At 29.6% G+C, this 23,272-nt stretch carries 23 protein-coding genes and 1 pseudogene; 7 read left to right on the top strand and 17 right to left on the bottom strand.

Annotated features, from left to right (window positions below; all coding sequences use genetic code 11):
* Window position 1: 1 nt before the first annotated feature.
* The 14 genes from CAMP5082_RS04065 to CAMP5082_RS04130 all read right to left on the bottom strand — a co-directional run bounded on the left by CAMP5082_RS04065 (window position 2) and on the right by CAMP5082_RS04130 (window position 15,792).
* On the bottom strand, window positions 2-1,600 hold the full coding sequence (locus CAMP5082_RS04065) for an AAA family ATPase (RefSeq protein ID WP_337205979.1): 1,599 nt from the start codon (window positions 1,598-1,600) through the stop codon (window positions 2-4).
* On the bottom strand, window positions 1,590-2,846 hold the full coding sequence (gene mtaB, locus CAMP5082_RS04070) for a tRNA (N(6)-L-threonylcarbamoyladenosine(37)-C(2))-methylthiotransferase MtaB (RefSeq protein ID WP_337205980.1): 1,257 nt from the start codon (window positions 2,844-2,846) through the stop codon (window positions 1,590-1,592). Before mtaB ends, CAMP5082_RS04065 begins: the two co-directional genes overlap by 11 nt.
* The gene (locus CAMP5082_RS04075) at window positions 2,843-4,372 is read right to left on the bottom strand and encodes a mechanosensitive ion channel family protein (RefSeq protein WP_337205981.1); all 1,530 of its coding nucleotides are present in this window, start codon (window positions 4,370-4,372) and stop codon (window positions 2,843-2,845) included. The genes mtaB and CAMP5082_RS04075 overlap by 4 nt, the downstream gene beginning before the upstream one ends.
* Window positions 4,369-5,427 carry a 3-dehydroquinate synthase gene (aroB, locus tag CAMP5082_RS04080; protein WP_337205982.1) on the bottom strand — a complete coding sequence of 353 codons (1,059 nt, stop codon included), beginning with the start codon at window positions 5,425-5,427 and terminating at the stop codon, window positions 4,369-4,371. The genes CAMP5082_RS04075 and aroB overlap by 4 nt, the downstream gene beginning before the upstream one ends.
* 7 nt (window positions 5,428-5,434) lie before the next feature.
* Entirely contained in the window at window positions 5,435-6,841 is a 1,407-nt protein-coding gene (locus CAMP5082_RS04085) for a COG3400 family protein (protein ID WP_337205983.1), read from the bottom strand.
* A gap of 37 nt (window positions 6,842-6,878) precedes the next feature.
* The gene (locus tag CAMP5082_RS04090; RefSeq protein ID WP_337205984.1) at window positions 6,879-8,129 is read right to left on the bottom strand and encodes an MFS transporter; all 1,251 of its coding nucleotides are present in this window, start codon (window positions 8,127-8,129) and stop codon (window positions 6,879-6,881) included.
* A gap of 2 nt (window positions 8,130-8,131) precedes the next feature.
* The gene (locus CAMP5082_RS04095; protein WP_337205985.1) at window positions 8,132-8,959 is read right to left on the bottom strand and encodes a cysteine ABC transporter substrate-binding protein; all 828 of its coding nucleotides are present in this window, start codon (window positions 8,957-8,959) and stop codon (window positions 8,132-8,134) included.
* 76 nt (window positions 8,960-9,035) lie between these two features.
* Window positions 9,036-9,773 carry a pathogenesis-associated glutamine ABC transporter, ATP-binding protein gene (locus CAMP5082_RS04100; RefSeq protein ID WP_039618156.1) on the bottom strand — a complete coding sequence of 246 codons (738 nt, stop codon included), beginning with the start codon at window positions 9,771-9,773 and terminating at the stop codon, window positions 9,036-9,038.
* A 1-nt stretch (window position 9,774) separates the two neighbouring features.
* Window positions 9,775-10,434, bottom strand: coding sequence for an amino acid ABC transporter permease (locus tag CAMP5082_RS04105; protein ID WP_337205986.1), 660 nt, complete (start codon window positions 10,432-10,434; stop codon window positions 9,775-9,777).
* Entirely contained in the window at window positions 10,427-11,074 is a 648-nt protein-coding gene (locus CAMP5082_RS04110; RefSeq protein ID WP_263727886.1) for an amino acid ABC transporter permease, read from the bottom strand. The genes CAMP5082_RS04105 and CAMP5082_RS04110 overlap by 8 nt, the downstream gene beginning before the upstream one ends.
* Window positions 11,075-11,117: 43 nt before the next feature.
* Complete coding sequence (locus tag CAMP5082_RS04115; protein ID WP_012661401.1) at window positions 11,118-11,720, bottom strand: nitrosative stress-response regulator, Crp/Fnr family; 603 nt, start codon at window positions 11,718-11,720, stop codon at window positions 11,118-11,120.
* Window positions 11,713-13,536, bottom strand: a complete 1,824-nt coding sequence (recG, locus tag CAMP5082_RS04120; RefSeq protein ID WP_337205987.1) for an ATP-dependent DNA helicase RecG — start codon at window positions 13,534-13,536, stop codon at window positions 11,713-11,715. The genes CAMP5082_RS04115 and recG overlap by 8 nt, the downstream gene beginning before the upstream one ends.
* A complete protein-coding gene (locus tag CAMP5082_RS04125) occupies window positions 13,526-14,746 on the bottom strand; it encodes a M16 family metallopeptidase (RefSeq protein WP_337205988.1) in 1,221 nt (406 codons plus the stop codon). The genes recG and CAMP5082_RS04125 overlap by 11 nt, the downstream gene beginning before the upstream one ends.
* The gene (locus CAMP5082_RS04130; RefSeq protein WP_337205989.1) at window positions 14,746-15,792 is read right to left on the bottom strand and encodes a dehypoxanthine futalosine cyclase; all 1,047 of its coding nucleotides are present in this window, start codon (window positions 15,790-15,792) and stop codon (window positions 14,746-14,748) included. The genes CAMP5082_RS04125 and CAMP5082_RS04130 overlap by 1 nt, the downstream gene beginning before the upstream one ends.
* Before the next feature lie 106 nt (window positions 15,793-15,898).
* On the opposite strand from CAMP5082_RS04130, the gene CAMP5082_RS04135 reads away from it, so the two are divergent.
* Window positions 15,899-17,092 carry an MFS transporter gene (locus tag CAMP5082_RS04135; RefSeq protein ID WP_337205990.1) on the top strand — a complete coding sequence of 398 codons (1,194 nt, stop codon included), beginning with the start codon at window positions 15,899-15,901 and terminating at the stop codon, window positions 17,090-17,092.
* On the opposite strand, the gene CAMP5082_RS04140 is transcribed toward CAMP5082_RS04135, so the two are convergent.
* Window positions 17,089-17,871, bottom strand: coding sequence for a protein-glutamate O-methyltransferase CheR (locus CAMP5082_RS04140; protein ID WP_337205991.1), 783 nt, complete (start codon window positions 17,869-17,871; stop codon window positions 17,089-17,091). The two genes, CAMP5082_RS04135 and CAMP5082_RS04140, sit on opposite strands and share 4 nt — an antisense overlap.
* A 9-nt stretch (window positions 17,872-17,880) precedes the next feature.
* A complete protein-coding gene (locus tag CAMP5082_RS04145; protein WP_263679346.1) occupies window positions 17,881-18,432 on the bottom strand; it encodes a CheB methylesterase domain-containing protein in 552 nt (183 codons plus the stop codon).
* Window positions 18,433-18,571: 139 nt separating this feature from the next.
* Between CAMP5082_RS04145 and rpiB the strand changes: the two genes are divergently transcribed.
* The 6 genes from rpiB to ychF are packed head-to-tail and all read left to right on the top strand — an operon-like array spanning window position 18,572 to window position 23,014.
* Entirely contained in the window at window positions 18,572-19,009 is a 438-nt protein-coding gene (gene rpiB / locus CAMP5082_RS04150; protein ID WP_263679345.1) for a ribose 5-phosphate isomerase B, read from the top strand.
* The gene (locus tag CAMP5082_RS04155; protein ID WP_039618138.1) at window positions 19,006-19,338 is read left to right on the top strand and encodes a hypothetical protein; all 333 of its coding nucleotides are present in this window, start codon (window positions 19,006-19,008) and stop codon (window positions 19,336-19,338) included. Before rpiB ends, CAMP5082_RS04155 begins: the two co-directional genes overlap by 4 nt.
* Window positions 19,338-19,874: an adenine phosphoribosyltransferase gene (apt, locus tag CAMP5082_RS04160; RefSeq protein ID WP_263683294.1), complete on the top strand. Its 537-nt coding sequence runs from the start codon at window positions 19,338-19,340 to the stop codon at window positions 19,872-19,874. Before CAMP5082_RS04155 ends, apt begins: the two co-directional genes overlap by 1 nt.
* Before the next feature lies 1 nt (window position 19,875).
* Window positions 19,876-20,469 carry a DedA family protein gene (locus CAMP5082_RS04165; RefSeq protein ID WP_337205992.1) on the top strand — a complete coding sequence of 198 codons (594 nt, stop codon included), beginning with the start codon at window positions 19,876-19,878 and terminating at the stop codon, window positions 20,467-20,469.
* On the top strand, window positions 20,466-21,917 hold the full coding sequence (locus CAMP5082_RS04170; RefSeq protein WP_337205993.1) for a leucyl aminopeptidase: 1,452 nt from the start codon (window positions 20,466-20,468) through the stop codon (window positions 21,915-21,917). The genes CAMP5082_RS04165 and CAMP5082_RS04170 overlap by 4 nt, the downstream gene beginning before the upstream one ends.
* Complete coding sequence (gene ychF / locus CAMP5082_RS04175; RefSeq protein WP_337205994.1) at window positions 21,914-23,014, top strand: redox-regulated ATPase YchF; 1,101 nt, start codon at window positions 21,914-21,916, stop codon at window positions 23,012-23,014. The genes CAMP5082_RS04170 and ychF overlap by 4 nt, the downstream gene beginning before the upstream one ends.
* Before the next feature lie 32 nt (window positions 23,015-23,046).
* Here the strand turns inward: ychF and CAMP5082_RS04180 are convergent.
* Window positions 23,047-23,272, bottom strand: a pseudogene (locus tag CAMP5082_RS04180) (ShlB/FhaC/HecB family hemolysin secretion/activation protein); the annotation flags it as partial.

The raw sequence follows: 23,272 nt of genomic DNA on the forward strand, positions 1-23,272 counted from the left end.
TTTACTCCATTATGATTTTTTCTACATCTTGTTTTTCTATTTTTTCATTTTCTAAAAGAATGTTAGCTAATCTCACTACTTTTTCTTTCATTAATTCTAAAAATTCTTTCACTTCTTGCTTTTGCTCTTGCAATAAACCCTCATTTGCCATAGCAAAAGTTTCCATGAAAGTAAGCAATTCTTTAACCTTCAAAAGATCACTTTGTGAATTAGTATAGCTTTCATTAAAAATAAGCTCCATGGCAACTGAGCCTGCTAGAAAAACTTTTATTTTATTTAGCAATTCTGATTTTGATTTGATGGTATTTTCATACTCTTTAAATCTATCTTCTATCAAAGTAATTTTTTCAAATTTAACATCAAAATAAAAAGCACACAGAGCTTTAGCTGCTTGGTATGTGGCTTGAATTTTTCTTTCTTTATCACTTAGAGAGAAAATCTTTTTTTTACCCATTAAAACCTTATTAAGCACTGCAAAAAAATCATTTTCTTCTATTAAATCTGATTTTCTTCTTATAGCATTAATAGCCGCTTCATTAACTAAAGTCTCTAAAGCTGCTCCGCTAAAACCCACACTAGCTTTTGCAATTTTTTCTAAATCTACACTAGATTTTTTCTCTTTCATATAATTTTGTAAAATATGCATTCTATCTTTAAAATCAGGCAAAGATATAAAAATTCTTCTATCAAAACGCCCTGATCTTAATAACGCATTATCCATAAGATCGATTTTATTTGTAGCGGCCATTACTATAACCCCACTATTATCTTCAAATCCATCCATTTGAGTTAAAAGTTGATTTAGAGTATTATCTCTTTCTACATTAGAAAAATCTCCCCTACTTTTACCAACTGCGTCAATTTCATCTATAAAAATAATACTTGGAGCCTTTGATTTAGCTTTTAAAAAAAGCTCTCTAACTCTTTTTGCGCCCATACCTACATAAATTTCTACAAAACTAGCCCCACTTTGATAAAAAAATGGCACCCCAGCCTCACCCGCTACTGCTTTTGCTATCAATGTTTTACCTACCCCAGGAGGACCTACTAGCAAAACCCCTTTTGGTATTTTCACGCCAAAATCTTTATATTTTTGAGGATTTTTTAAAAAATCAACGATTTCTAAAAGCTCTACCTTAGCCTCATCAACCCCTGCTACATCTTTAAATTTAACTTCACTTACTACATCTTGTATAGTGTTATTTTGTTCATTTTTTTCTAAAATATTTTTTTCTAAAGAAAGTAAATTTTGTCTATCTTTATTTTTTTTATTAAGAAAGAGTAAAAAACTTATGAGAAAAGCAAGCAAAATAAAGATCAAAAAAAACTCACTTAAATTATAATCCTTAGCATATTCTAAAGGAATTTTTTGCCACAAAGCATTTAAATCCACTACATCTTTAGCAATTAAAAAATTTCCTTCTTTGCTTTTTAATAATATTTCATTATTTTCTACTATGGCTTTTTGAATCAAATTTTGCTCTAAAAGCTCTTCATAAGCAGCCTTGCTAATATAATCAGGTTGATTTTTTATAAACGCAACTATTACAAAAACACAAAGCAATAAAAATGAAGCTAAGATAATCTTTTTATTTTTCATCCTCTAGCCTTACATAGTTACAATCTTCTTTGCATTCATATTTTTCAATATTTATCCATTGTTTAGCAATATCTTCTTTGCTTGTAATTTTGATTTTATTAAAAAATTGATCATAGCCTTCATAAAAACCATCTTTTTTACTCTCAACTAAAATTTCTAAAGTATCTTTTTGATTTTTTCTAAACTCATAATTATTTTGCGCGACTATATCTTTTAAAATATTTAATCTTTCTTTGGCTATTTCACCATTAATTCGTTCACTTATAGAAGCAGAATGCGTTCCATCACGCGGTGAGAAAATAAAAGCATGAATATGCGTAAGTTTAAATTGCTTGAAATTTTCTAAAGCTTCTTGCCATATTAATTCACTTTCTCCAGGGTGCGCTACAATAAAGTCTGTTCCTAAAGCAAAACCTTTTTGACTTAACTCATTAAACAGCGCTAAATCATTTTGCGTGTGTGATCTTCTGCGCATAATACGTAGCATTTTCTCATGAGTGTGTTGCAGGGCAATATGTAAATGCTTTTCAAGCCAAGACTCATCTAAAATTTCTTTAAAACTCTCATCAATTTGAGCAGGCTCCAAACTCCCAAGTCTTACTCTTTTTATACCATTAACCTTACCTATTTCTTGCAATAATTTTCCAAGTGTAGTTTTATCTTTTAAACCATAACTTCCTATATTCGTACCCGTTAAAACTACTTCACTATAACCATTTTGTGCAAGAAGTTTGATTTGTTTTATTATTTCCTCACTTGGCATACTTCTTGATTTACCCCTAACACTTGGGATTATACAATAGCTACAAGCAAAGTCACATCCTTCTTGAATTTTTACAAAAGCTTTAGTATGATTTTCATAATTACTTACGATTTTTGTATCAATAAAGCGTAAATTTCCAAGCTCATAAAAGGCTTTATCTTGCGAGATTAGCTCATTGATTTTATCTTTATTAGAAGCCCCTAAAACTCCAAAAATTTCTTTTTTATCAAAAAAATCCTTTCCCTTGCTCACAGCGCCACAGCCTGTAAGTATAACCTTAACTCCATTTTTCTTTACACCATTAATATAGCTTCTAAGCCCGCTATCAGCACCATTTGTAACAGTACAAGAATTTATCACTATCACATCAGCTTCTTGCTCATTTTGTGTAACAATATGATCTTTAATATAAGTTTTTAATAATTGCGTATCATAAATATTAGTTCTACAACCAAAAGTTTTAAAATATACCTTTTTTTTCAAATATCTTCCTTATTTTCTATAAATTCATGTTTTGCCATATATAAATTTTGCGATGGATAAGCTATTTTTATATCATCATGCTTATTAAATTCATTAATGATTTCTTTGCTTATATTACTTCTTAAAATCAAAGCTGCATAAGAATTTGTCATATACCAAGCAGAAATTCTCATGCCATAACCTTCTAAAAATGTAAAAAACCTAGGCTCTACTTTAGGATTTCTAATGCTGTATTCATTTCTTAATTTACTCATAGATTCTTTTGCAATTTTTGTATAACCTTTAGAAGCTTTTATAACGATTTCTTCCACTATTTCTAAAGCCTTTTGATGATTTGAATCAAAAGTCAAAGTAATATCAAGTCCATCCCAAACTGTCTTCATACCATGATGGGTATAATTTGATATGAGATTAGTAAATATAAAATTATTTGGTATAAAAATTATCCTACCACTTCTTCGATTATCTGTATAAGTTAGCAAAGAAATATCTTCATATAAGGTTATTCTTAAAAACGAAATATCAATTATATCACCAATATAATGCGTATTGTTTTGAAAAACTCTAACTCTATCACCCACTCTAAAACTTCCACCAAAAACTATCACACACCAACCAAGCATAGACATAAACATATCTTTCATAGCAATAGCTAAACCAGCAGAAGCAAAACCAAGCACAGTCACTAAGTAACTAATATTTTCAATATATCCAAAAAGCAAAATCAAAATAATCACATTGATATTAATAAAATTAATGATTTTATTTGCTGTATAAAAGCGATCATTATCGCCTATGTATTTTCTAGCTATAAATTTGAGTAAAAATGCTATGGCTATAACGATAATAATAGCCAAAACTATATTAAAAGCTCTTACACCTTGAATTTTAATAGAAGCTGTTGTTTTTTCAATTTCTTCTTGTATTTTTTTCTCATAAACAGAATAAGAAATTTCTCCAAAACGCAAGGTTTGCGAAAAATCTCTTACCATTTGATTGGATATTTTTAAATACTCATCATGTTCTTTACTAGGGGCCAATTTAGCTATCTCAGCCACTAAAACATTTTCTTTTATAAGCTCATCTAAAGTTTGCTTAAAACTATTTAAGAGATTAACATATTCTTCTTTATCACGTCTTAGTTTTTTTATGTGTGAGTATGCTGAAATGATGGCTAAAGGATTAGTTAGTTTATCTATTTTATCAACTTCTTCAGGCGCTAAAACCATCTTGGAAAAATTTGCACTTTTATACTCACTTAAAAGCTCTAATCTTTCTTTTAAGATTAAAATTTGCCTTTCTATAATGCTTTTATTGCGCTCATTAGCCTTTAAGCTTTCTTTTTCTAAAGCTAAAATTTCATTTTGAGTTTTTCTGTAAATATTAAAATTATTATATTTAATCACCCAAGTATTATATGTTAAATTATTATGCAATTCATTGAGTTTTTGCTCTAAATGCTCTATATCATCTTGCGCTAAAAGCATCAAAAAAGGTAAAAATAAAAGTAAAAAAATCTTTTTCATGCAAACACCTCTAAAGTGCGTAAAATATCTTCTTTGTTTATATCATTTTTTATACAAGCTTTTCCCAAACCACAAGCTAAAATGAAATTAATCTTTTGAAAATGTGTCTTTTTATCCAAGAAAAAGGCATTGTAAAACTCTTGTGTATTTGAAATTTTATAAGATATAGGTAATTTAAATTTCACAAGTAAATTTTGCACTCTTTGGCATTCTTTCTCACTTAATAATCCTAAATTTAACGCTAAAACATTTGCCATATTCATACCTATAGCCACAGCTTCACCATGTAAGTATTTTTTATACCCTGTTTGATTTTCTATAACATGAGCAAAAGTATGCCCATAGTTTAAAAGCATTCTTAAACCGCTTTCTTTTTCATCTTGTGAAACCACACTAGCTTTAAGCTCTATGCTTTTTTGGATGATTTGAGCCAAGGCAATATCATCTAATTTAGCATTTAAAAATTTATCCTCATTCAAATTTTCTAAAAAAGATAAAATTTCCTTATCAAAAACCACAGCCATTTTGATAAATTCAGCCATGCCCGTAGCTAGTTCTCTTGAAGGCAACGTTTTTAAAAACTTACTTTCACAATACACCGCTTTTGGCTGATAAAAAGTACCTATTAAGTTTTTGCCAAATTTATTATTCACTCCAGTTTTACCACCCACACTTGCATCCACACAAGCTAGTAAGGTTGTGGGAATATTAATAAATTCTATCCCTCTTTGATATATACTTGCTACAAAACCACCCATATCAGAGATAACCCCACCACCAAAGCTTATAAGCAAGCTTTTTCTATCTAGCTTATAAGCACACATTTGATCTAAGATATATTCTATAGTTTGTAAATTTTTATACTCTTCACCATCTTTAATTTTTATGATAAAAAGCTCTTTAGCTTGAATTTTTTCCAAAAGCATATCTAAATGCAGCTTTGCTACTAATTCATTAGTTAAAATCACTACTTTAGTATCAAAATTTAACTTTTCTAGCTCATTTATATAGACATTATAACTTGTATTATTTTCTAAATTTACCTTAACTTGCATTGTTTTCTCACAGCGATGGTATAAATAATTGATAATTTTTACTCATCTTATAATATATCGTATTTAAATCCGTTTTTAAAATTTTATTGAAATTACTTCCTAAAATTTTTTCATTAAATGGCACAAAATGCAATACATTTTGCTTATAAGAAAATTTATTGATAGGGTTATGTTCTTTTTCTTCTATTAAAAGTAATTTTTCATCATGGAGTTTTGAAAGGCTTTCAAAATATTGATGGTATTCAAAAATTTCAGCTTTATTTAGTTTTAAATCATAATAATACAAAGCAAGCCCTAGTTGGATTTGCTTATTTAAATCAAGCATAATAGAAGCAATACCTTCCACATCTTCAAAGTTTGAGCTTAAAACCACCGATGATTTTAAGTCAGCAAAATCCCCTTTACCCGCTTTTAACACAGGAATTTTTAAAGTAAAAAGAAAGCTTTTTTCTTTTTCAAAAAGATAATCCTCCACCACTAGCAAACCTATGCTAGTATTTTCCACAAAAGGTTTAATGTTTTTTATATTTGTACTTTCAAAGTCAAATATCACTTCGGTGCTATTTTTATGCAAGGCTTTAAGTTTATAATACATAGGAGTTAAAGTAGGATTAATCACTTTAAAATAAAGCTTTTTACTATTAATCCTTATATGCAAAAGCAAGCTTGCAAAAATAAGCTTTTCTATGGCAAACTCACTCATTTTTTTCATATCTATAATACAAAGTATATTATCCCCAAAAGGCGATGGAAAGCGTCCTAAACTTGTTTTAACATTAGTAAAAACACTTTGTAAAACTTTAGGATCTCCTACGATTAAAATGCTATCATTTGGCATTAAAATAAGCCCAGGTCTTGCTAGGATAAATTCATTATTTCTATAAACCATAACAATTTTAAAGCGTTTTTGGCTAATAGAGCTTATATGTCTATAAGCAAAGCTTGATCCTGCAGGAATTTTTACCTCCATTATCTCACCTTGTCCAAGCCCTATAAATTGTGCCATAGAAGGCATGTTATCTAAACAACCTGTTAATCTCGTGCTTAAAGTATCATAAATATTAATCACTTCGCAAAAATTATCATCAATTTGACTATTCCACAAATCCATGATAACTATGTTTAATCTTGGGTGTAATTTTCTTAAATTTTTATAGCAAGCTAACATATCTGCTTCTTCTTGCATATAGATGACAGCTTGATGGAATTCTTCCTTTAATAAATTTTCTAGTTTAACCAAACTTGTAGGATCAAATTTATAAAAAGATATTTGTTCATTTTCTAAATCCAAATCCACACTTTCATCATTATAATAAACAACACTCAAAGACTCTTTAAAAGTTTTATTGCTATGAATTTTCCTTAAAAAATCTTTAGCAAAAATCCCATCAGCTAGTAATAAAATTTTATTCATTTACACCTCTAAAATATAAAATATAATTATAGCAAAGTTATAGTTTATAATTTAAAGTTTTTAATACTGGTTTTTGCTTTAAAAATACTTTTATCAAAAACATGCTTAACAAACTAGCAATCACTATAAAAATAATATAAATATAAAAATACTTCTCATACATAAAATTAACAACAAAGGGTGTTAAAAAACCTAAAATCGCATAAGAAACATTATAAGCAAAAGAAAGACCACTTGATCTTAACTCTGTAGTAAAAATTTGAGTCATAAAAATAGGAGCAAAAGCTATAATGCCTTGCGCAAAACAAGCAAGCAAATAAAATGATAAAAACCACTCATTATAAAAGCTAAAACTTATACCAAAAACTCCAAAAAGCAAAGTGAAAATCAAGCAAATTCTAAAATGTCCTAAAAAATCAGCCAAATACCCTTGTACTAAACTTCCTAATATGATCATAACTATGGCCAAATTTTGATATAACAAAGCAGTGGTTTTACTAACTCCTAATAGGCTTTTAAAATATTGCGGTAGTATCATTAAAGTAGCTACACCACTTGTTAAAACCACGGTAAGTAAAGCACATATTAACATACTTTTTTTATGTGTTTTTAAAGCTTGCAAAAGTGGAAAATTTAAAATTTTTTCTTTTTCTTTTATGTTTTTAAAAGCTGGTGTTTCGTTAAGTTTTGTACGTAAAAATAAAGCTAAAATACCAAAAAATCCCCCTATAAAAAAAGGAATTCTCCAAGCAAAGCTTTCTACTTCTTCTTTATCAAAATACGCATATATACTTAAAGTCGCTAAATTTCCAAGTAATAAACCTAAAGTTAAAGTCGCTGAAATAAAACCAAGTGCCAAGCCAAGTCTTTTTTTACTCACAAATTCACTCACAAAAATCCAAGCACCACTCACTTCAGCTCCTATGGCTAGTCCTTGAGCTATCCGTATGATAAAAAGTATAAAAGTAGCTAAAAGTCCTATGCTTTCATAAGTAGGTAAAAAGGCCAAAACAAAACTTGGCACGACCATTAAAAGCATACTGACATAAAAAACATTCTTACGCCCTTTAATATCTGCAAAATGTGCTAAAACAACAGCACCAAAAGGTCTAGCTAAATATCCTGCTCCAAAGGCTACATAGGTATAGATTAATGGCCAAAAATCATCATTTTGAGGAAAGAAAATTTTTGCAAAAACACTTGCAAAGAAGATAAATAAAACAAAATCATAAAATTCTAAAATACCACCTAAAGAAGCATAGACGGTATTTTTAAAGGCTTTTTGCATTATTAAATTTTGCCACCTTCGATTACTACATCATCAGCTTTTATATCATCGCTAAAAAATGGCTTTAAGGTTTCATCATAAGCTTTGTGAAAAAACTGCTCATTTTGTAATTTTACAGTCAAATCATTGATAAATTTCAACATAGCCTCATCGCCTTTTTTTACAGCGGGAGCTATGACATCATGATTTCCAAGTTCTTTAATCACTACTTCAAAATTTGGATTTTCTTTAGCCCAAGCAAAAAGTAAAGCATTATCATGGCTTAGTGCATCGCCTCTTTTTCCGATTAAAGCTGCAAAGGTTTCTGTGTTTTGATCAAATTTAATACTTTTAATTTCTGGATTATTTTTTGTAAAATACGCATCAGCTGTTGTGCCTTTATTTAAAATCAAAGTTTTATTTTTTAAATCATCTATAGTTTTAATATCTGATCCTTTAGGAGCCACTACTCCAAGAGCAACTTTCATATAAGGCAATGCAAAATCAACTACAGCTTCTCTTTCTGGGGTTTTAGTAAAATTTGCTAAGATTAAATCTACTTTATTTGACTCTAAAAACTCCACCCTATTTGCTGCTTCAACAAGCACAAATTGCACTTTAGACTCATCGCCTAAAAGTTCTTTTGCTATACGTTTAGCAAAATACACATCATAACCTTGATTTTTTCCTTGAGCATCTAGATAACCAAATGGAGGTTTATCACCAAAAACACCTATACGGATTACACCTTGTTGTTTAATTTTTTCTAAAGAGTTTTCATTAGAACTTGAATTTAAGCAGGCGCTAAAAAAAAGTGCCATTAAAAACGATAAAAGAAAAATCTTTTTCATATTTTTTCCTTGTGATTAAAATTTAAATTTTTAAACCTTATATTAATTTTTTAAACAAATCTTTTCTAAAATAAAATTAACGATGAAAATCAAATAAATTGAGAAATTTCTTCGCACGATCAGTTTTTGGATTTTCAAAAAATTCATCAGGCTTTGAAATTTCTACTATTTTTCCATCATCCATAAAAACTATTTTATCAGCAACTGCTCTAGCAAAACCCATTTCATGTGTAACTATAAGCATAGTCATACCATCTTTTGCTAAATTTAAAATCACATCTAAAACCTCACGCACGATTTCAGGATCAAGCGCTGCTGTAACTTCATCAAAAAGCATGATTTCAGGATTCATACAAAGGCTTCTAACTATGGCTATGCGTTGTTTTTGTCCACCACTTAATTCTTTAGGATAGGCTTTTAATTTATGCAAAAGCCCTACCCTATCAAGCCAGTATTTAGCTTCTTCTAAAACTTCTTCTTTTTTTCTTTTTTGCACCTTTAAAGGCCCTAAGAGTATATTTTGCTCCACATTTAAATGATCAAAAAGCTCATAAGATTGAAATACCATGCCTATTTTTTGGCGAATTTGAGTCCATTTTTTATAATTTTTATCAATTTTTTCATCATCTACAAAAATAGCCCCATCAGCCATTTCTTCCAAACCATTAATACATCTTAAAAGCGTAGATTTCCCACAACCACTTGGACCTAGTATAACCACTACTTCTTTTTGATTTACTTCTAAATTTATATCTTTTAAAACATGATGATCATCATAATATTTTTGTAAATTTTGTATTTTTAAAATGCTCATATTAGCTCCATTTTTTCTCTAAAAACTTTGAATATACCGACAAAGGATAGCAAAGTATAAAATAAATCAATAAAATCAAACCATAAATCACAAAAGCCGCGTAAGAATTTTGAAATAAATTTAGCTCAATCACTTGTTGGCCTACTTTAATAAGCTCTATACCACCGATGAGATAAATCACTGAAGTACTTTTGATAATTCTTGTAAAAAGATTAATACTCATCGGCAATAATCTTCTTAAAGATAAAGGTATAATGATAAAAAGATAAACTTCAAATTTATTAAAACCTAGTGAAAGTCCTGATTCATACTGGTGTTTTGGTATGCTTGCTAAAGACGATCTAACCAAATCCATCATCTCAAACACGCCCCAAATACTAAAAACAATAATACTTGAACCCAAAGCACTCAAATGCCATCCAAACCATTTCGCCAAGCCAAAATGCACTATAAAAAGCCAAACAATCAAAGGCATAATACGCACAAACTCAAGCATAAAACGACAAAAAGCATAAAAGAATTTATTTTTAGAATGCATTAAAATTCCAAAAAATACTCCTCCTATGAGTGAAATCAAAACACTAATCAATGAAAGCTCTAAAGTAACCTTTAAGCCTTGTGCTAGTCTAAAAAAGGTATCTTGATTTAAAATTTCAAACATAATTTAACCTTTTTTCTATACGGTTTAACACTAAAGATAAAGGTAAAATCAAAATCAAATAACAAAGCACCAAAGCAAATAATGCTTCATTACTTTTATAATAAAGTCCTATAAGATCTTTAGCCACATATACTAAATCTGCTAAAGCAATAATGCTTACTACTGAAGTTTCTTTGAGTAAAAAAATGATATTTGCACTAATACTTGGCATAGCTATACCCAAAGCTTGAGGCATGATAATATAGCGAAAATTTTGCCATTTACTCAAACCCAAAGAAAGTCCTGATTCGTATTGTTGTTTTTTTACTGCTTCCATACCCGCTCTTAAGCTCTCAGCCATATAAGAACCACCTAAAAAACTAAGTCCTACCACAGCACAAGCAAAAGAACTAAGGTGTATCCCAAACTCAGGCAAGGCATAATATAAAAAGAAAAGTTGGATTAATAAAGGTGTGTTTCTTGAAAATTCTATATAAATTTTACAGATTGTATTTAAAAAAGAAAATTTAAAATAACTTACTCCCACACAAAATAAACCTACTAAAAATGAAAAAAATACTCCATAAATAGCAAGTTTTAAAGTAAGCCAAGAAGCTTGTATAAACATAGGGCTAAACTTGATTAAAAAATCAAAATCCATAAAACCTTCCATACTTTAAATACAATATTGTAACAAATAAGACTTAAAAAGACTTAATTAAATTTTGCATTTTTTCTTTATTTAAAATTGCTATTTTACCTTTATTTGTGCAAATAAGCTCATTTTGTTTTAATTCTTTTAAAAAACGCGATAAAGATTCTGGGGGTAAATTTAAAATCACAGCAATTTCTTTTTGCTTTAAATTTTGTAATTTTTCTTCATTTTCTAGTAAAAAGCTGACTAGTCTTGATTTTAAATCCAAAGATTTTTGCCTGATGAAATTTTCTAAAATTCGAATTTTACCGATTAAAGAAGTCAGAAGCAAAAAGCTAAATTCCCCATTTTCCAAGCATAATTTTTTAAATTCATCAAAATCAAAAACACAAATTTCACAATCTTGCTCACAAATAGCATTAGCTGGGTAATTAATACCCTCAAACACAGGCATTTCGGCTATAAAATTCACCGGAGTTAGAGTATGCAGTGTTAGTTCAAAACCTTTTGCGTTTACCTTATATATACGTACTTTTCCACTTAGTAAAATGTAAATTTTATTTGCTTTTTCACCTTGAAAAAATAAAATATTCCCTTTGTTAAAATGTTTTTTCTTGCCTTTAGAAATTAAAATTTCAAAATGTTTATCCATTTTCTTTTTCCATATTTTTAATACTTTCTTTTGCTTTTAAAACTAATTCTTCATCATCTGCAAAATCAAAGAATTTAAAATGATTGCCATGCTGCACTCTACCATCTAGCAAATCCCCACTTAGCCTATTTTTCAAATCAAGCTCAGCTATTTTAAATCCATCTAAAGTTTTAGCAAATTCAAGCAAACGGCTTGGAATTTCTTTTTGCTTAGTGTATAAATAACAAAAGCTCTCAAGCCCTACTCTACCTACCCTGCCTCGAAGCTGATGTAAGGTAGCAAGCCCAAGTCTTTCAGCCCCAACAACTACAATCACACTTAGTCTTGGTAAAGAAATCCCCACTTCAACCACAGTTGTAGAAAGCAAAATCGTGCCTTTTTCTCTAAATTCTTGTAAAATTTGATCTTTATTTTTATCTTTTCCATGGGTTACATAAACATTTTTATATTTGTTTATCCAGTATCCTTGTGCTTGCTCTAGCGATAAATAATCTATATTTTCACTTTCATTTACCAAAGGATAAATGATGATTACTTGATGATTTTTAGCTAGCTCATCATCGATTTTTTTAAGCAAATATTTAAAATATTTATCTTGTATGCAAAAAGTTTTAATGTCTTTTTTAAAAGGCATTTGTTTAATAAAACTAAAATTTACAAGCTCACTTTGTATCATAGAAAGTGTTCTTGGTATAGGTGTAGCAGAAAATTGCACGATATGTGGAGCATATTGAGAATTTTTGCTAAGCTCACTTATTTTTTGTCTTTGATTAGAACCAAAACGGTGTTGCTCATCTATCATCACTAAAACTGCTTCAAATTCTTCTTGATGAATGAGCGCATGTGTGCCTATGATAAAATGAGCTTGTTCTTTTAATTTTGCTAAATCTTTATCTTTTTTACCACCTTTTAAAAGCAATACATTAACAAAATCAGGCAAAAGTCTTTTTGCTTCATGATAAATTTGCTCTGCTAATATACTAGTTGGAGCCATTAAAATAGCCTTTTTAGGATACACTAGCAAACTTGCAGCAAATATAACCAAAGTCTTACCACAACCCACATCACCCATTACTACACGCCTTTTAGCAACTTTATCTTGCAAATCTTTTTTAATATCTTCTATCGCTAAAAGCTGATCATTTGTAGGGCTAAATTCTAAACCATTAAGCCAAGAGCTTATATCAAAAAGATCTATTTTATAAGCATTTTGTGATATTTTTTTACCCTTTAAACGCCTTAAATGATTAAAAATTTCTATATATTTTAAGTCTTTAACTATGGCGTTAAAATTTTCATAAAGAGTTAAATCATCATAATTGTGTAAATTCAAAAGTAAATTAATGTATTTTTGTTCTAAATTTAGCGCTTTTAAATTAGCTTCATTGACATATTTTAAGATAAGTTTTTTTATGCTTTCATCTTTAATAGAGCTAATTTGGTATTTAGGGACTATTTGACCTATATTTTTTACTATTTTTGGGTTTATAAACTGCCAAATTCCATTAAAAAAATTCATCTTTGCATGGATACAAACCAAAGCACTATGCTTAAAAATTTTAAAATGCCATTTATTGGGATGAAAGATTACTATATTTGCTTTTATACCCCATTCTAAACATTCACAAAGCATAAAAAGCTGGGAGTGATGATTTTGTGTGCTAATAATTTTTACATTTTGGGTGCAAAATGTATCTTTTGGAAACTTTGAAATTCTAAAATCATCAAATTTTTTAGGTAAAATCAAAGCCAAATCGATACAATTTTTAACCCCTAAAGTATGAAGTAGTTTTAAATCCTTTTCTTCAACTTTCATTTTCTATACTTGCAAAACTCACTTTTGTAATTTCACTATGTGTTTTGATAAAGTCATTTAACTCATCTAAGGTAGTGTTTTTAATCTTTTGCATTTCTTCTTTTAAATTTCCAAGTTTTAAACCATGCAAATACTCATTTAACATTATATCTAGTCTTTTAGCCAAGCTTTCATATCTTAAAGGCATAGAGCCTACTAAAAATTGCTTAGCTAGTTGAAATTCTTTTTCACTCACTCCATTTTGGACAAAATTTTCAAAAACTTCTTTAACTAAAGTTTTAGCCTCATTAGAACTTTCATTTTTAGTTTGCAAATACCCAAAAACTCTACTATAATTTAAATTTACATCAAGCATAGCATATGCTGAATATGCCAAGCCTCTTTTCACACGCACTTCCTCCATCAAACGCGAACCAAAACCACCTTGACCCAAGATAAATAAAGCAAGTTTAGCTAAATACATTTTTTCATCATTAATTTGCATATTAAATGGAGAACAAAAGTATATATAAGCTTGTTCGGTACTTTTTTGCTCACTTACTTCTATACTCTCATCAATGAGTTTGTAATTTTTATTTTGATTTGGAGTGTTTCTTTTTAAAATTTGGCAAATTTTTTCTGTTTTGACCTTCACTTCATCTTCTTTAACATCTCCACCAAAAACAAATAAAGCATTATCAAGCACTAAATTTTCACTCATAAAATCTTGCAATTCTTTTAAGCTAATCTTTTCTATGTTTTCTTTAGTCCCATCAAGACCACTAGCAAAAATTTCATCTTTAAAAACATTTTTATTTAAAAGTCTTTTTGCTTGATAATCATAATCAGTATTTAAACTTGCAAGCTCACCTAAAGCTAAAGTTTTTAATCTTTGTAAGATTTTTTCATCAAAACGCACATTTAAAAACAATTCTTGCAATTTTTCTAAAGCAAAATCAAAATGTTCTTTCAAGCACTTAATACTAATTTGAAAATGCTCAAAACTAGCTTTGGCATAAAGCTCTATAGCACGGTATTCTAAGCTTTTAAAAAACTCATCATTGTTTCCTTCATTTAAAAGCCTAGCAAGCATACTTGCACAACCTCTATTGTGTTTTTCTGCTATTTTTCCACTATTTTTAAAAATGAGTTTGAAAAATACTACAGGAAGCTCGTTTTCATACTCATATATTATGTCTATTTTAGTATTATTAAAGTCTAAATTTAGCATTAAAACCTTTCTAAAATATTATAAGCTGTATCGCGTTTAGCAGGTAATTCCCCTATATCTTTGATAAGTTCTATCATTTGTTCTTGATTCATTCTATATTTTGCACCAGCTGCAGCTACGACATTTTCTTCCATCATGGTTGAACCTAAATCATTTGCACCAAACTTTAAAGCAAGTTGGCCTATCAAAGAGCCTTGTGTTACCCATGAACTTTGTAAATTTTTAAAATTATCCAAATATAATCTTGCTAAAGCTAACAATCTTAAATATCTATTAGAACTTTGCTTGATGATTTCAGGATGTTTTTTAATCAAAGGAGTATTTTCACTTTGAAATGACCATAAAATAAAAGCTCTAAAACCATTTGTTTTATCTTGTAAATTTCTTAAATGATCAAAATGTTCAATGATTTCCTCATCATTTTCAACCGTACCAAACATCATAGTAGCAGTACTTTTCATACCTATATTATGTGCACTCTCATGCACCCTAAGCCAAGTAGCTGTGTCACATTTGTGTGGTGCGATGATATCTCTTACCCTATCGCTTAATACTTCAGCACCCGCTCCAGGTATAGAAAAAAGTCCTTTAGCTTGTAATCTTTTTAAAACCTCTTCGATAGAAATTTTAGAAACTCTTGCTATATAAGCTATCTCTACTGCTGAAAAACCATGCACAGTGATGGTTGGATAATTAGTTTTTATATAAGAAAGCAAGTCTTCATACCATTCTATTTTAAGTTTTGGATGCACCCCGCCTTGAAATAAAATTTGCGTTCCACCTATGGCTTGTAATTCTTCTATTTTTTGTCCTATTTCTTCATATTTTAAAATATAAGAATCATCATCTTTTTCTTTTCTACAAAAAGCACAAAAATCACAATCAATACAGCAAATATTTGTATAATTTATATTTCTATCCACCACAAAAGTAGTTATTTTTTCAGGGTGAAGCTCTAATTTTTTCTCATAAGCCATTGCACCTAATTCGTATAAAGGTGCATTTTGGAGCAAATTTAACGCTTCTTTTTTACTTAATCTACTCATTCTTAAACCTTTTTTATAAAAAAGAATTATTATAACATTTAAATGTAAAATAATCTTAAAAACGTTATAATCAAGCCCTTTAATTTCATATATTCATAGGATGTTCATGACTTATAGGTCTTTACTTAAAAATAATAAAACTTTTCGCCTTTTAGCAACAGTACAATTTATAAGTTATTTTGGTGCGTGGTTTTCTCAAGTGGGTGTTTTTACCCTTTTAACCAAAGAACTCCAAGCACCTGCAAATATTATAGGTTTTTCAGCTATTTTTGTTTTTTTACCTTCTATTATACTTGCACCTATAAATGGAGTTATAGTAGATAGATTTAAACCTAAGAATTTATTGCTAACAATGATTAGCATTGAGATGATTTCTATTTTTATGCTAATTTTTGTAAATTCTTTAGCTATGCTTTGGTTTTTATACTTTTTAACCTTTGTGCGTATGGCTGTTGCAAGTATGTATTTTCAAACAGAAATGTCAGTTTTACCTAAAATTTTAACCCCGCAAGAATTAAAACTAGGCAATGAGCTTCATAGTATTATATGGGCTGTATCATATGCTTTGGGTATGGGTGCAGCAGGACTTTTTATAGATCTTTTTGGAGTAAAACCAGCTTTTATAGCCGATACTTTAATGCTATTTTGTGCTATGCTTATACTTAAAACTTTAATCCTACCTGATGAAAAAAACACCACACAAAACAATCTTTTTATACTAATCAAAGAAGGTTTAGCTTATGTATTTAGTAATAAAAAAATCATTCATTTGATTTTGCTTCATGGAGTTGTAGGGATAACTGCTTATGATGTTTTAATCACACTTTTAGCTGAATATGAATACGCAAAAGTTATTTCTATACCTTTAGCTATAGGAATTTCTAATGCTATAAGAGCCATATCTTTACTCATAGGTCCTTATGTGCTTAGTCCTTATATTAACAAAAATACTTTAGTGTATTTATACTTAGCACAAGGTGTAGGTATAATGCTTTGGGCTTGCTTGCAATTTAACTTTTATCTTGCCTTTATAGGCTTAGTAATGGCAGGTTTTTGTACTTCATCTTTATGGAGCTATACTTACACACTTTTGCAAAATGATTGCGATAAAAGATATTATGGTAGAGTAATCGCTTATAATGATATGGTGTATTTAACCTTTAGTGCAATTATTGCTTTCTCAACAGGGTATTTATTTGAATTTTATGGAGTAAAATTAAGTCATTTTACTTTTGGCTTAGGAGTATGTTTTATCTTTGCGGCGATTTATTGGTGGTGGTTTAATAAAAAATATAATTAATCCACCTTAGAATAATAAACCCCACCCGCTGAAAAGTTTTTTTCAAAATACGCTGTTTCAGGTACAAGATCTGACTTGCCAGGGTAAATTCTACCCTCTCTATTTAAGATTTTGTAAAAACGTTCCATAAGTCTTATTTTGAAATCTTGATCAAAATATATCATCATATTTCTTGAAAAAATCACATCAAATTTTCCAAGCTTAAACAAAGAATCATCAAAAACATTACAAAGTTCAAAACGACATCTACAAGCTAGAGTTTCTTTTTTAAGATGATACATTCTATCTTTTATATCAAAATAACGCGTTTTTTGCATAGTGTTTAATCTAGCCACAGAGCGCTCTGAATATATCATTTCATTGCACTTATCTATCATTTTTTTATTAATATCTATACCAACTATATTCATACCCTTGATGAAATTCTCACTTGCTAAAATAGCTAAAGAATACACTTCCTCACCACTTGAGCATGGAGCACAAAGTACATTTACAGGTCGATCAAGAGATTTGATATAAAAAATAACATCTTTTAATTGCTCTAATTCTCTAAAAAAATAAGTCTCACAAACTGTAATAAAATCCATAGTTTCTTGCTTTAGATTTCTTTGAAACTGCACTTTTTCATTTAATTCACTAAGACTGCTTAAACCTAATTCTTGTAAAAATTTAGGTAGCTTTATAGATAAAATATCTTTTTTAGTATTAAGATTGTTTCCACTTATTTGCTCTACTATTTTTATAAAATCATTCATTTCATTTTCTGTAATTTTTATCATCTTTCCATCCTATGATTTGATAAAATTTATTATTTCTTTTTTGAGTTCTATTAAACTCATAGGTTTTAAATTTGGATTAGTATCTCTAGCTTTTTTTGGCATTCCATATACTATAGAATCTGCCTCATTTTCACATAAACACCTCACACCAACTTTATAAAGCTCAAATAAAGATTTAGCACCATCATCACCCATTCCTGTCATAATCAAAGCTAAAATTTTATGATATTTGCAAAGATTTACAGCTGAATGAAATAAAACATCAATTCCTGGATTAAAACTACTTGTTTGCTCTGTAGTATTTAACACCAAAGCATTATTTCCACTTAAAACCATATTTCTTTGACAAATATAAATTTTATTTTTTAAAACTTCTTTGTCATTTGGTATGATCACATCACTTTTTGCTTCTTTGTTGAATTGATTTACAAAAGAAGGAATAAAAGCTGGGTTCATATGTTGGGCAATCACTACCGCACAATCTTTAAGTTCTATATCATTAAGTAAAAACTTTAGTTGGCTTGGACCGCCCGTTGAAGAACCAATCAAAATAAGCTTCATTTTTTACCTTAAGTTTAGTATTATTATATCAAATTAAATATTTGAAAATATTAAAAAATAATTATATACAAGAAAGAAAAATTTTAATTAAATATGATAAAATTAATACTTTAAATTTCAAATGATAAGTGATTATTAAATGTTAAGAGAAAAAATTTACATAGCAAGTGATCATGCTGGCTTTATTTTAAAGCAAGAAATTATCAATTTTTTACAAGAAAAAAATATAAGCTTTGAAGACTTAGGTCCTTTTAGTAACGATCGTTGTGATTATCCTGATTATGCACATTTATTAAGCTCTAAAATTAATGAAAATAGTTTTGGAATTTTAGTGTGTGGATCAGGTATTGGTATGAGTATAGCGGCAAATCGCCATACAAACATACGCTGTGCTTTGTGTAATGAACCTTTAAGCGCTAGACTCTCAAGAGAACATAACGATGCAAATGTTTTAGCCTTAGGAGCTAGACTAACCGGAGTAGATATGGCTTTTGAAATCATCTCAAATTTCATTAATACTTCTTTTAGCGGTGGAAGACATTGCGTGCGAATTAGTAAAATAGAGGCAAAATTATGATTTTAAGTTGGCTTGTATTAACTGTATTAATTTGTGTTAGTATTTATATGACTATTATGTTGCTTTATTATAAAACCTTACTTCATAAAGAAAAAGTAGCAAAAGAATTCATAAAAAATAATCTTGATGATACTGAAATAGTCATTAGAAAATTACAAGTACAACTTCAAAGAAGCTTGGGTAATATTGATATTTTAACTGAGGAATTAAACAAAAGCAAAGCAGACCTAACCTCTCTTAGAACAAGAAATTCACAATATCGTATCGAAAATGAAAAATTAAGACAAAGAATCAAAGAATTAGAAGCAAAAATCGAGGCATTATTATGATGAAAGAACAAGATAAAAAATACTTATTAGATAGCATTAGAGCTATTAAGGATTTTCCAAAAGAAGGAATTATCTTTAGAGATATCACTACTTTATTAAATAATAAAGAAGCATTTGCATTTTTAATGGATCATTTAGTTGAAAAATACCAAAATGCAAAACTTGATTATATCGTTGGTATAGAAAGTAGAGGTTTTATTTTTGGAGCTGCACTAAGTGCTAGATTAAAACTACCTTTTGTGCCTATTAGAAAACCAGGTAAATTACCTTCAAAATGCTTGCAAGAATCTTATAGTTTAGAATATGGTAGTGATACCATAGAAATTCATATCGATGCATTTAACAATCAAAAAGCAAACGTTTTGCTCATAGATGATCTCATCGCCACAGGTGGCACAGCTATCGCTGCTGTTAAACTCATAGAAAAACTCAATGCAAAATGCGTTGAAGCTTGTTTTTTACTAGAATTAAAAGGTCTTGATGGAGCTAAAGAATTAGCTAAATTAACTTCTGTTTATAGTGTTTTAGAGGTATAAAATGGAAGAATTTTTAAAACAACTTTTGTATGATTATAAAAATTGGGCTTATATCATCGTGTTTTTATGGTGCATACTTGAGGGAGAACTTGCGCTTATTTTAGCAGGTATTTTTGCACATGAAGGTCATGTAAATTTAGGACTTATCATCTTTGTAGCAGGTTTGGGTGGTTTTGTAGGCGATCAAATATATTTTTATATAGGAAGATATAATAAAAAATACATTCAGAAAAAACTTCACACCCAAAGGCGTAAATTTGCCATAGCGCATTTACTCTTACAGCGTTTTGGTTGGCCTATTATATTCATACAAAGATATATGTATGGCTTTAGAACTATTATACCTATGAGCATAGGACTAACACGCTATAGTGCGAAAAAATTTGCATTTATTAATCTCATTAGTGCTTGGGCTTGGGCTGCTATAACCATTTTGCTTGCATGGTTTTTTGGAAAACAAATTTGGCTTGCAGTGGAATGGGCTGGAGATCACTGGTATTTTGCAGTACCTATTATTGCTTGTTTTTTACTTGCTTTATTTTTAGGTATGAAACAAATAGAAAAATCAATACTTAGAAAAAGGGAACATAAATGATTTTTAATTTTAAAGAAGAAACTATAAATTCTATAAATGCTGACTTTGAAATCATTTTAATACAAGATAAAAAGATAGAAAAATACACTCAAAGTCAAAAACTTTTTAAACTTTCAAACTATAAAGGCGAAGGAATTTGCATAGATATGCAAAATAAAATTCTTTATAGCGAACTTAAAAGTTTAGAATATGAAGATATAAGACTTGCTTTTGCAAATGCTTATAAAGCTTTAAAAAAACTTGAAATTCAAAGTGTTAAAACAAAGAGTGTTGTAGGAAAATGCGTAGTAAATAGCTTTAATGCTATGATTCAAGGATTTACTTTTGGTGCTTATGAGTTTGATAAATATAAAAAAGAAAAAACACAGAGTAAGTTAGAGAATATTTTCATCTCAAAAGATGAAATTAATGACAAAGCATATAACCTAGAAGAAGCTTGCATAGGTATAAACTATGGTCAGGTTTTTTCAAATGCTTGTGATTTTGCAAAAAATATCGTAAATGAAATTCCTCAAATTTATACTCCTGCAAAAATGGCTGAGGATGCTCTTAGCTTAAGTCAAAATGATTGCAAGATTTCATGTAAAATCTATGAGAGTGATTTCTTAGAGCAAGAAAAAATGCAAGCATTTTTAGCAGTAAATCGCGCTTCGATCCATCCACCAAAACTCATTCATCTTTCATACAAACCAAAAAATGCAAAAATGAAAGTAGTGTTTGTAGGTAAAGGGCTAACTTATGATAGTGGTGGACTTAGTTTAAAACCTGCTGATTATATGCTAACGATGAAATCTGACAAAAGTGGTGGTGCGGCCGCAATGGCTATCATCAAAGGTACAAGTGAATTAAACCTTGATATAGAAGTGCATTCTATCATCGGTGCAACTGAAAACATGATAGGTGGAAATGCTTACAAGCCTGATGATGTACTCATCTCAAGAGAAGGTGTGAGTATAGAGGTTAGAAATACCGACGCAGAAGGAAGATTAGTTTTAGCAGACTGTCTTTCGCTTGCTCAAGATCTAAAACCTGATTTATTAATAGATCTTGCCACTCTAACTGGAGCTTGCGTAGTAGGACTTGGAGAATACACAAGTGCTATCATGGGAAATAATGAAGATTTACAAAATGATTTTTTCAAAGTAAGTAAAAAAAGTGGAGATTTAGCTACTATTTTACATTTTAACCCACATTTAAAAGAGCTTATAAAATCAAATATAGCAGATGTTAGCAATACCTCTTCAAGTCGTTATGGTGGGGCTATTACAGCGGGGTTATTTTTAAATTCTTTCATTAGAGAAGAATACAAAGACAAATGGCTACATTTAGACATCGCAGGGCCAGCTTACTTAGAAAAAGCTTGGGGTTATCATAGCTTTGGTGCAAGTGGAGCGGGTGTTAGAATGTGTCTTTCATATTTACTTTATCTTTCAAGGAAACAAAAATGAGTTTATCAGTTGGTATAGTAGGGCTTCCAAATGTTGGAAAATCTACCACTTTTAATGCACTAACAAGAGCACAAAATGCAGAAAGTGCAAATTATCCATTTTGCACCATAGAGCCAAACAAAGCAGTCGTACCTGTACCTGATCATCGCTTAAAAGAGCTAGCAAAGATTGTCAATCCACAAAAAATCATACGCTCAAATATAGAATTTGTTGATATAGCAGGTTTGGTAGCTGGCGCTAGCAAAGGTGAGGGTTTGGGTAATAAATTTTTATCTAACATACGTGAAACAGAGATGATTTTACATATTGTGCGTTGTTTTGATGATGAAAATATCACCCATGTTGCGGGCAGTGTTGATCCTGTGCGTGATGTGCAAATCATAGAAACAGAACTTATACTAGCAGATATAGAACAACTTAGTAAAAAAATAGAAAAACTCACCAAAGGTGCAAAGGCCAACGAAAAAGGTGCAAAAGAAAGTTTGGCTTTAGCTAATGAGCTTTTAGAACATTTAAATCAAAACAACAGTGCAAGTTCTTTCCCAAATAAAAATGAAGTCTATCATGCTCTTATAAAAGAACTAAGATTGCTTTCAGCTAAGGAAGTGATATATGGGGCAAATGTAGATGAGAATTCCCTTTTAGAAGATAATGAATTTGTAAAAAACCTCAAAGAATTTGCAGCAAAATCAGGTCATGAGGTTATCAAACTTTGCTCTAAAATAGAAGAGGAAATGATAGCTTTAAGCGATGAGGAGCATTTTGAGTTTTTAAAATCTTTAGGGATTGAACGTAGTGGGCTTGAAGTAGTTATACGCACAGCATTTTCAAAGCTTAATCTAATTAGCTATTTTACAGCAGGTCTAATAGAAGTTAGATCATGGACTATACAAAGAGGCTGGAAAGCACCAAAAGCAGCAAGTGTAATCCACAACGACTTTGAAAAAGGTTTTATCAAAGCTGAAGTGATTTCTTATGAAGATTATATCGCTTGCAAAGGAGAAAGTGGCGCTAAAGAAGCAGGAAAACTACGCCTTGAAGGAAAAGATTATATCGTACAAGATGGCGATGTAATGCATTTTAGATTCAATATTTAATAAAATTTGCAAGCTATTTCAAGCTTGCAATCTCAAAAATACACCCCACCACTTAAATACAATTTCATTCTATGATCGTCATCAAATTTATACTGATGTAATGCTCTAGCTGCATCAAGCTTTATATAATACTCATTAGCTTTATTATAAAGTACTTGTAAACCTACTGCATCTAAAAAATGCTCATCTGCTAATCTACCCCCATCTTTTTCATACCAAGCATAACCTATATCATAAAAAGGAGTAAAATAAAAATTA

This window comes from Campylobacter sp. LMG 17559 (assembly GCF_024723605.1).
In the GTDB taxonomy this organism is placed as follows: Bacteria; Campylobacterota; Campylobacteria; order Campylobacterales; family Campylobacteraceae; genus Campylobacter_D.

What these genes read in the sequence shown, in the direction of transcription:
- CAMP5082_RS04110 (WP_263727886.1), bottom strand. Translation starts at nt 11,074, where the DNA reads ATGGATTTTGATTTTTTAATCAAGTTTAGCCCTATGTTTATACAAGCT.
- apt (WP_263683294.1), top strand. Translation starts at nt 19,338, where the DNA reads ATGAAAGAACAAGATAAAAAATACTTATTAGATAGCATTAGAGCTATT.
- CAMP5082_RS04140 (WP_337205991.1), bottom strand. Translation starts at nt 17,871, where the DNA reads ATGATAAAAATTACAGAAAATGAAATGAATGATTTTATAAAAATAGTA.
- CAMP5082_RS04155 (WP_039618138.1), top strand. Translation starts at nt 19,006, where the DNA reads ATGATTTTAAGTTGGCTTGTATTAACTGTATTAATTTGTGTTAGTATT.
- CAMP5082_RS04170 (WP_337205993.1), top strand. Translation starts at nt 20,466, where the DNA reads ATGATTTTTAATTTTAAAGAAGAAACTATAAATTCTATAAATGCTGAC.
- CAMP5082_RS04125 (WP_337205988.1), bottom strand. Translation starts at nt 14,746, where the DNA reads ATGCTAAATTTAGACTTTAATAATACTAAAATAGACATAATATATGAG.
- CAMP5082_RS04085 (WP_337205983.1), bottom strand. Translation starts at nt 6,841, where the DNA reads ATGAATAAAATTTTATTACTAGCTGATGGGATTTTTGCTAAAGATTTT.
- CAMP5082_RS04065 (WP_337205979.1), bottom strand. Translation starts at nt 1,600, where the DNA reads ATGAAAAATAAAAAGATTATCTTAGCTTCATTTTTATTGCTTTGTGTT.
- ychF (WP_337205994.1), top strand. Translation starts at nt 21,914, where the DNA reads ATGAGTTTATCAGTTGGTATAGTAGGGCTTCCAAATGTTGGAAAATCT.
- CAMP5082_RS04145 (WP_263679346.1), bottom strand. Translation starts at nt 18,432, where the DNA reads ATGAAGCTTATTTTGATTGGTTCTTCAACGGGCGGTCCAAGCCAACTA.
- rpiB (WP_263679345.1), top strand. Translation starts at nt 18,572, where the DNA reads ATGTTAAGAGAAAAAATTTACATAGCAAGTGATCATGCTGGCTTTATT.
- CAMP5082_RS04115 (WP_012661401.1), bottom strand. Translation starts at nt 11,720, where the DNA reads ATGGATAAACATTTTGAAATTTTAATTTCTAAAGGCAAGAAAAAACAT.
- CAMP5082_RS04100 (WP_039618156.1), bottom strand. Translation starts at nt 9,773, where the DNA reads ATGAGCATTTTAAAAATACAAAATTTACAAAAATATTATGATGATCAT.
- CAMP5082_RS04130 (WP_337205989.1), bottom strand. Translation starts at nt 15,792, where the DNA reads ATGAGTAGATTAAGTAAAAAAGAAGCGTTAAATTTGCTCCAAAATGCA.
- CAMP5082_RS04105 (WP_337205986.1), bottom strand. Translation starts at nt 10,434, where the DNA reads ATGTTTGAAATTTTAAATCAAGATACCTTTTTTAGACTAGCACAAGGC.
- CAMP5082_RS04165 (WP_337205992.1), top strand. Translation starts at nt 19,876, where the DNA reads ATGGAAGAATTTTTAAAACAACTTTTGTATGATTATAAAAATTGGGCT.
- CAMP5082_RS04075 (WP_337205981.1), bottom strand. Translation starts at nt 4,372, where the DNA reads ATGAAAAAGATTTTTTTACTTTTATTTTTACCTTTTTTGATGCTTTTA.
- aroB (WP_337205982.1), bottom strand. Translation starts at nt 5,427, where the DNA reads ATGCAAGTTAAGGTAAATTTAGAAAATAATACAAGTTATAATGTCTAT.
- CAMP5082_RS04135 (WP_337205990.1), top strand. Translation starts at nt 15,899, where the DNA reads ATGACTTATAGGTCTTTACTTAAAAATAATAAAACTTTTCGCCTTTTA.
- recG (WP_337205987.1), bottom strand. Translation starts at nt 13,536, where the DNA reads ATGAAAGTTGAAGAAAAGGATTTAAAACTACTTCATACTTTAGGGGTT.
- CAMP5082_RS04090 (WP_337205984.1), bottom strand. Translation starts at nt 8,129, where the DNA reads ATGCAAAAAGCCTTTAAAAATACCGTCTATGCTTCTTTAGGTGGTATT.
- CAMP5082_RS04095 (WP_337205985.1), bottom strand. Translation starts at nt 8,959, where the DNA reads ATGAAAAAGATTTTTCTTTTATCGTTTTTAATGGCACTTTTTTTTAGC.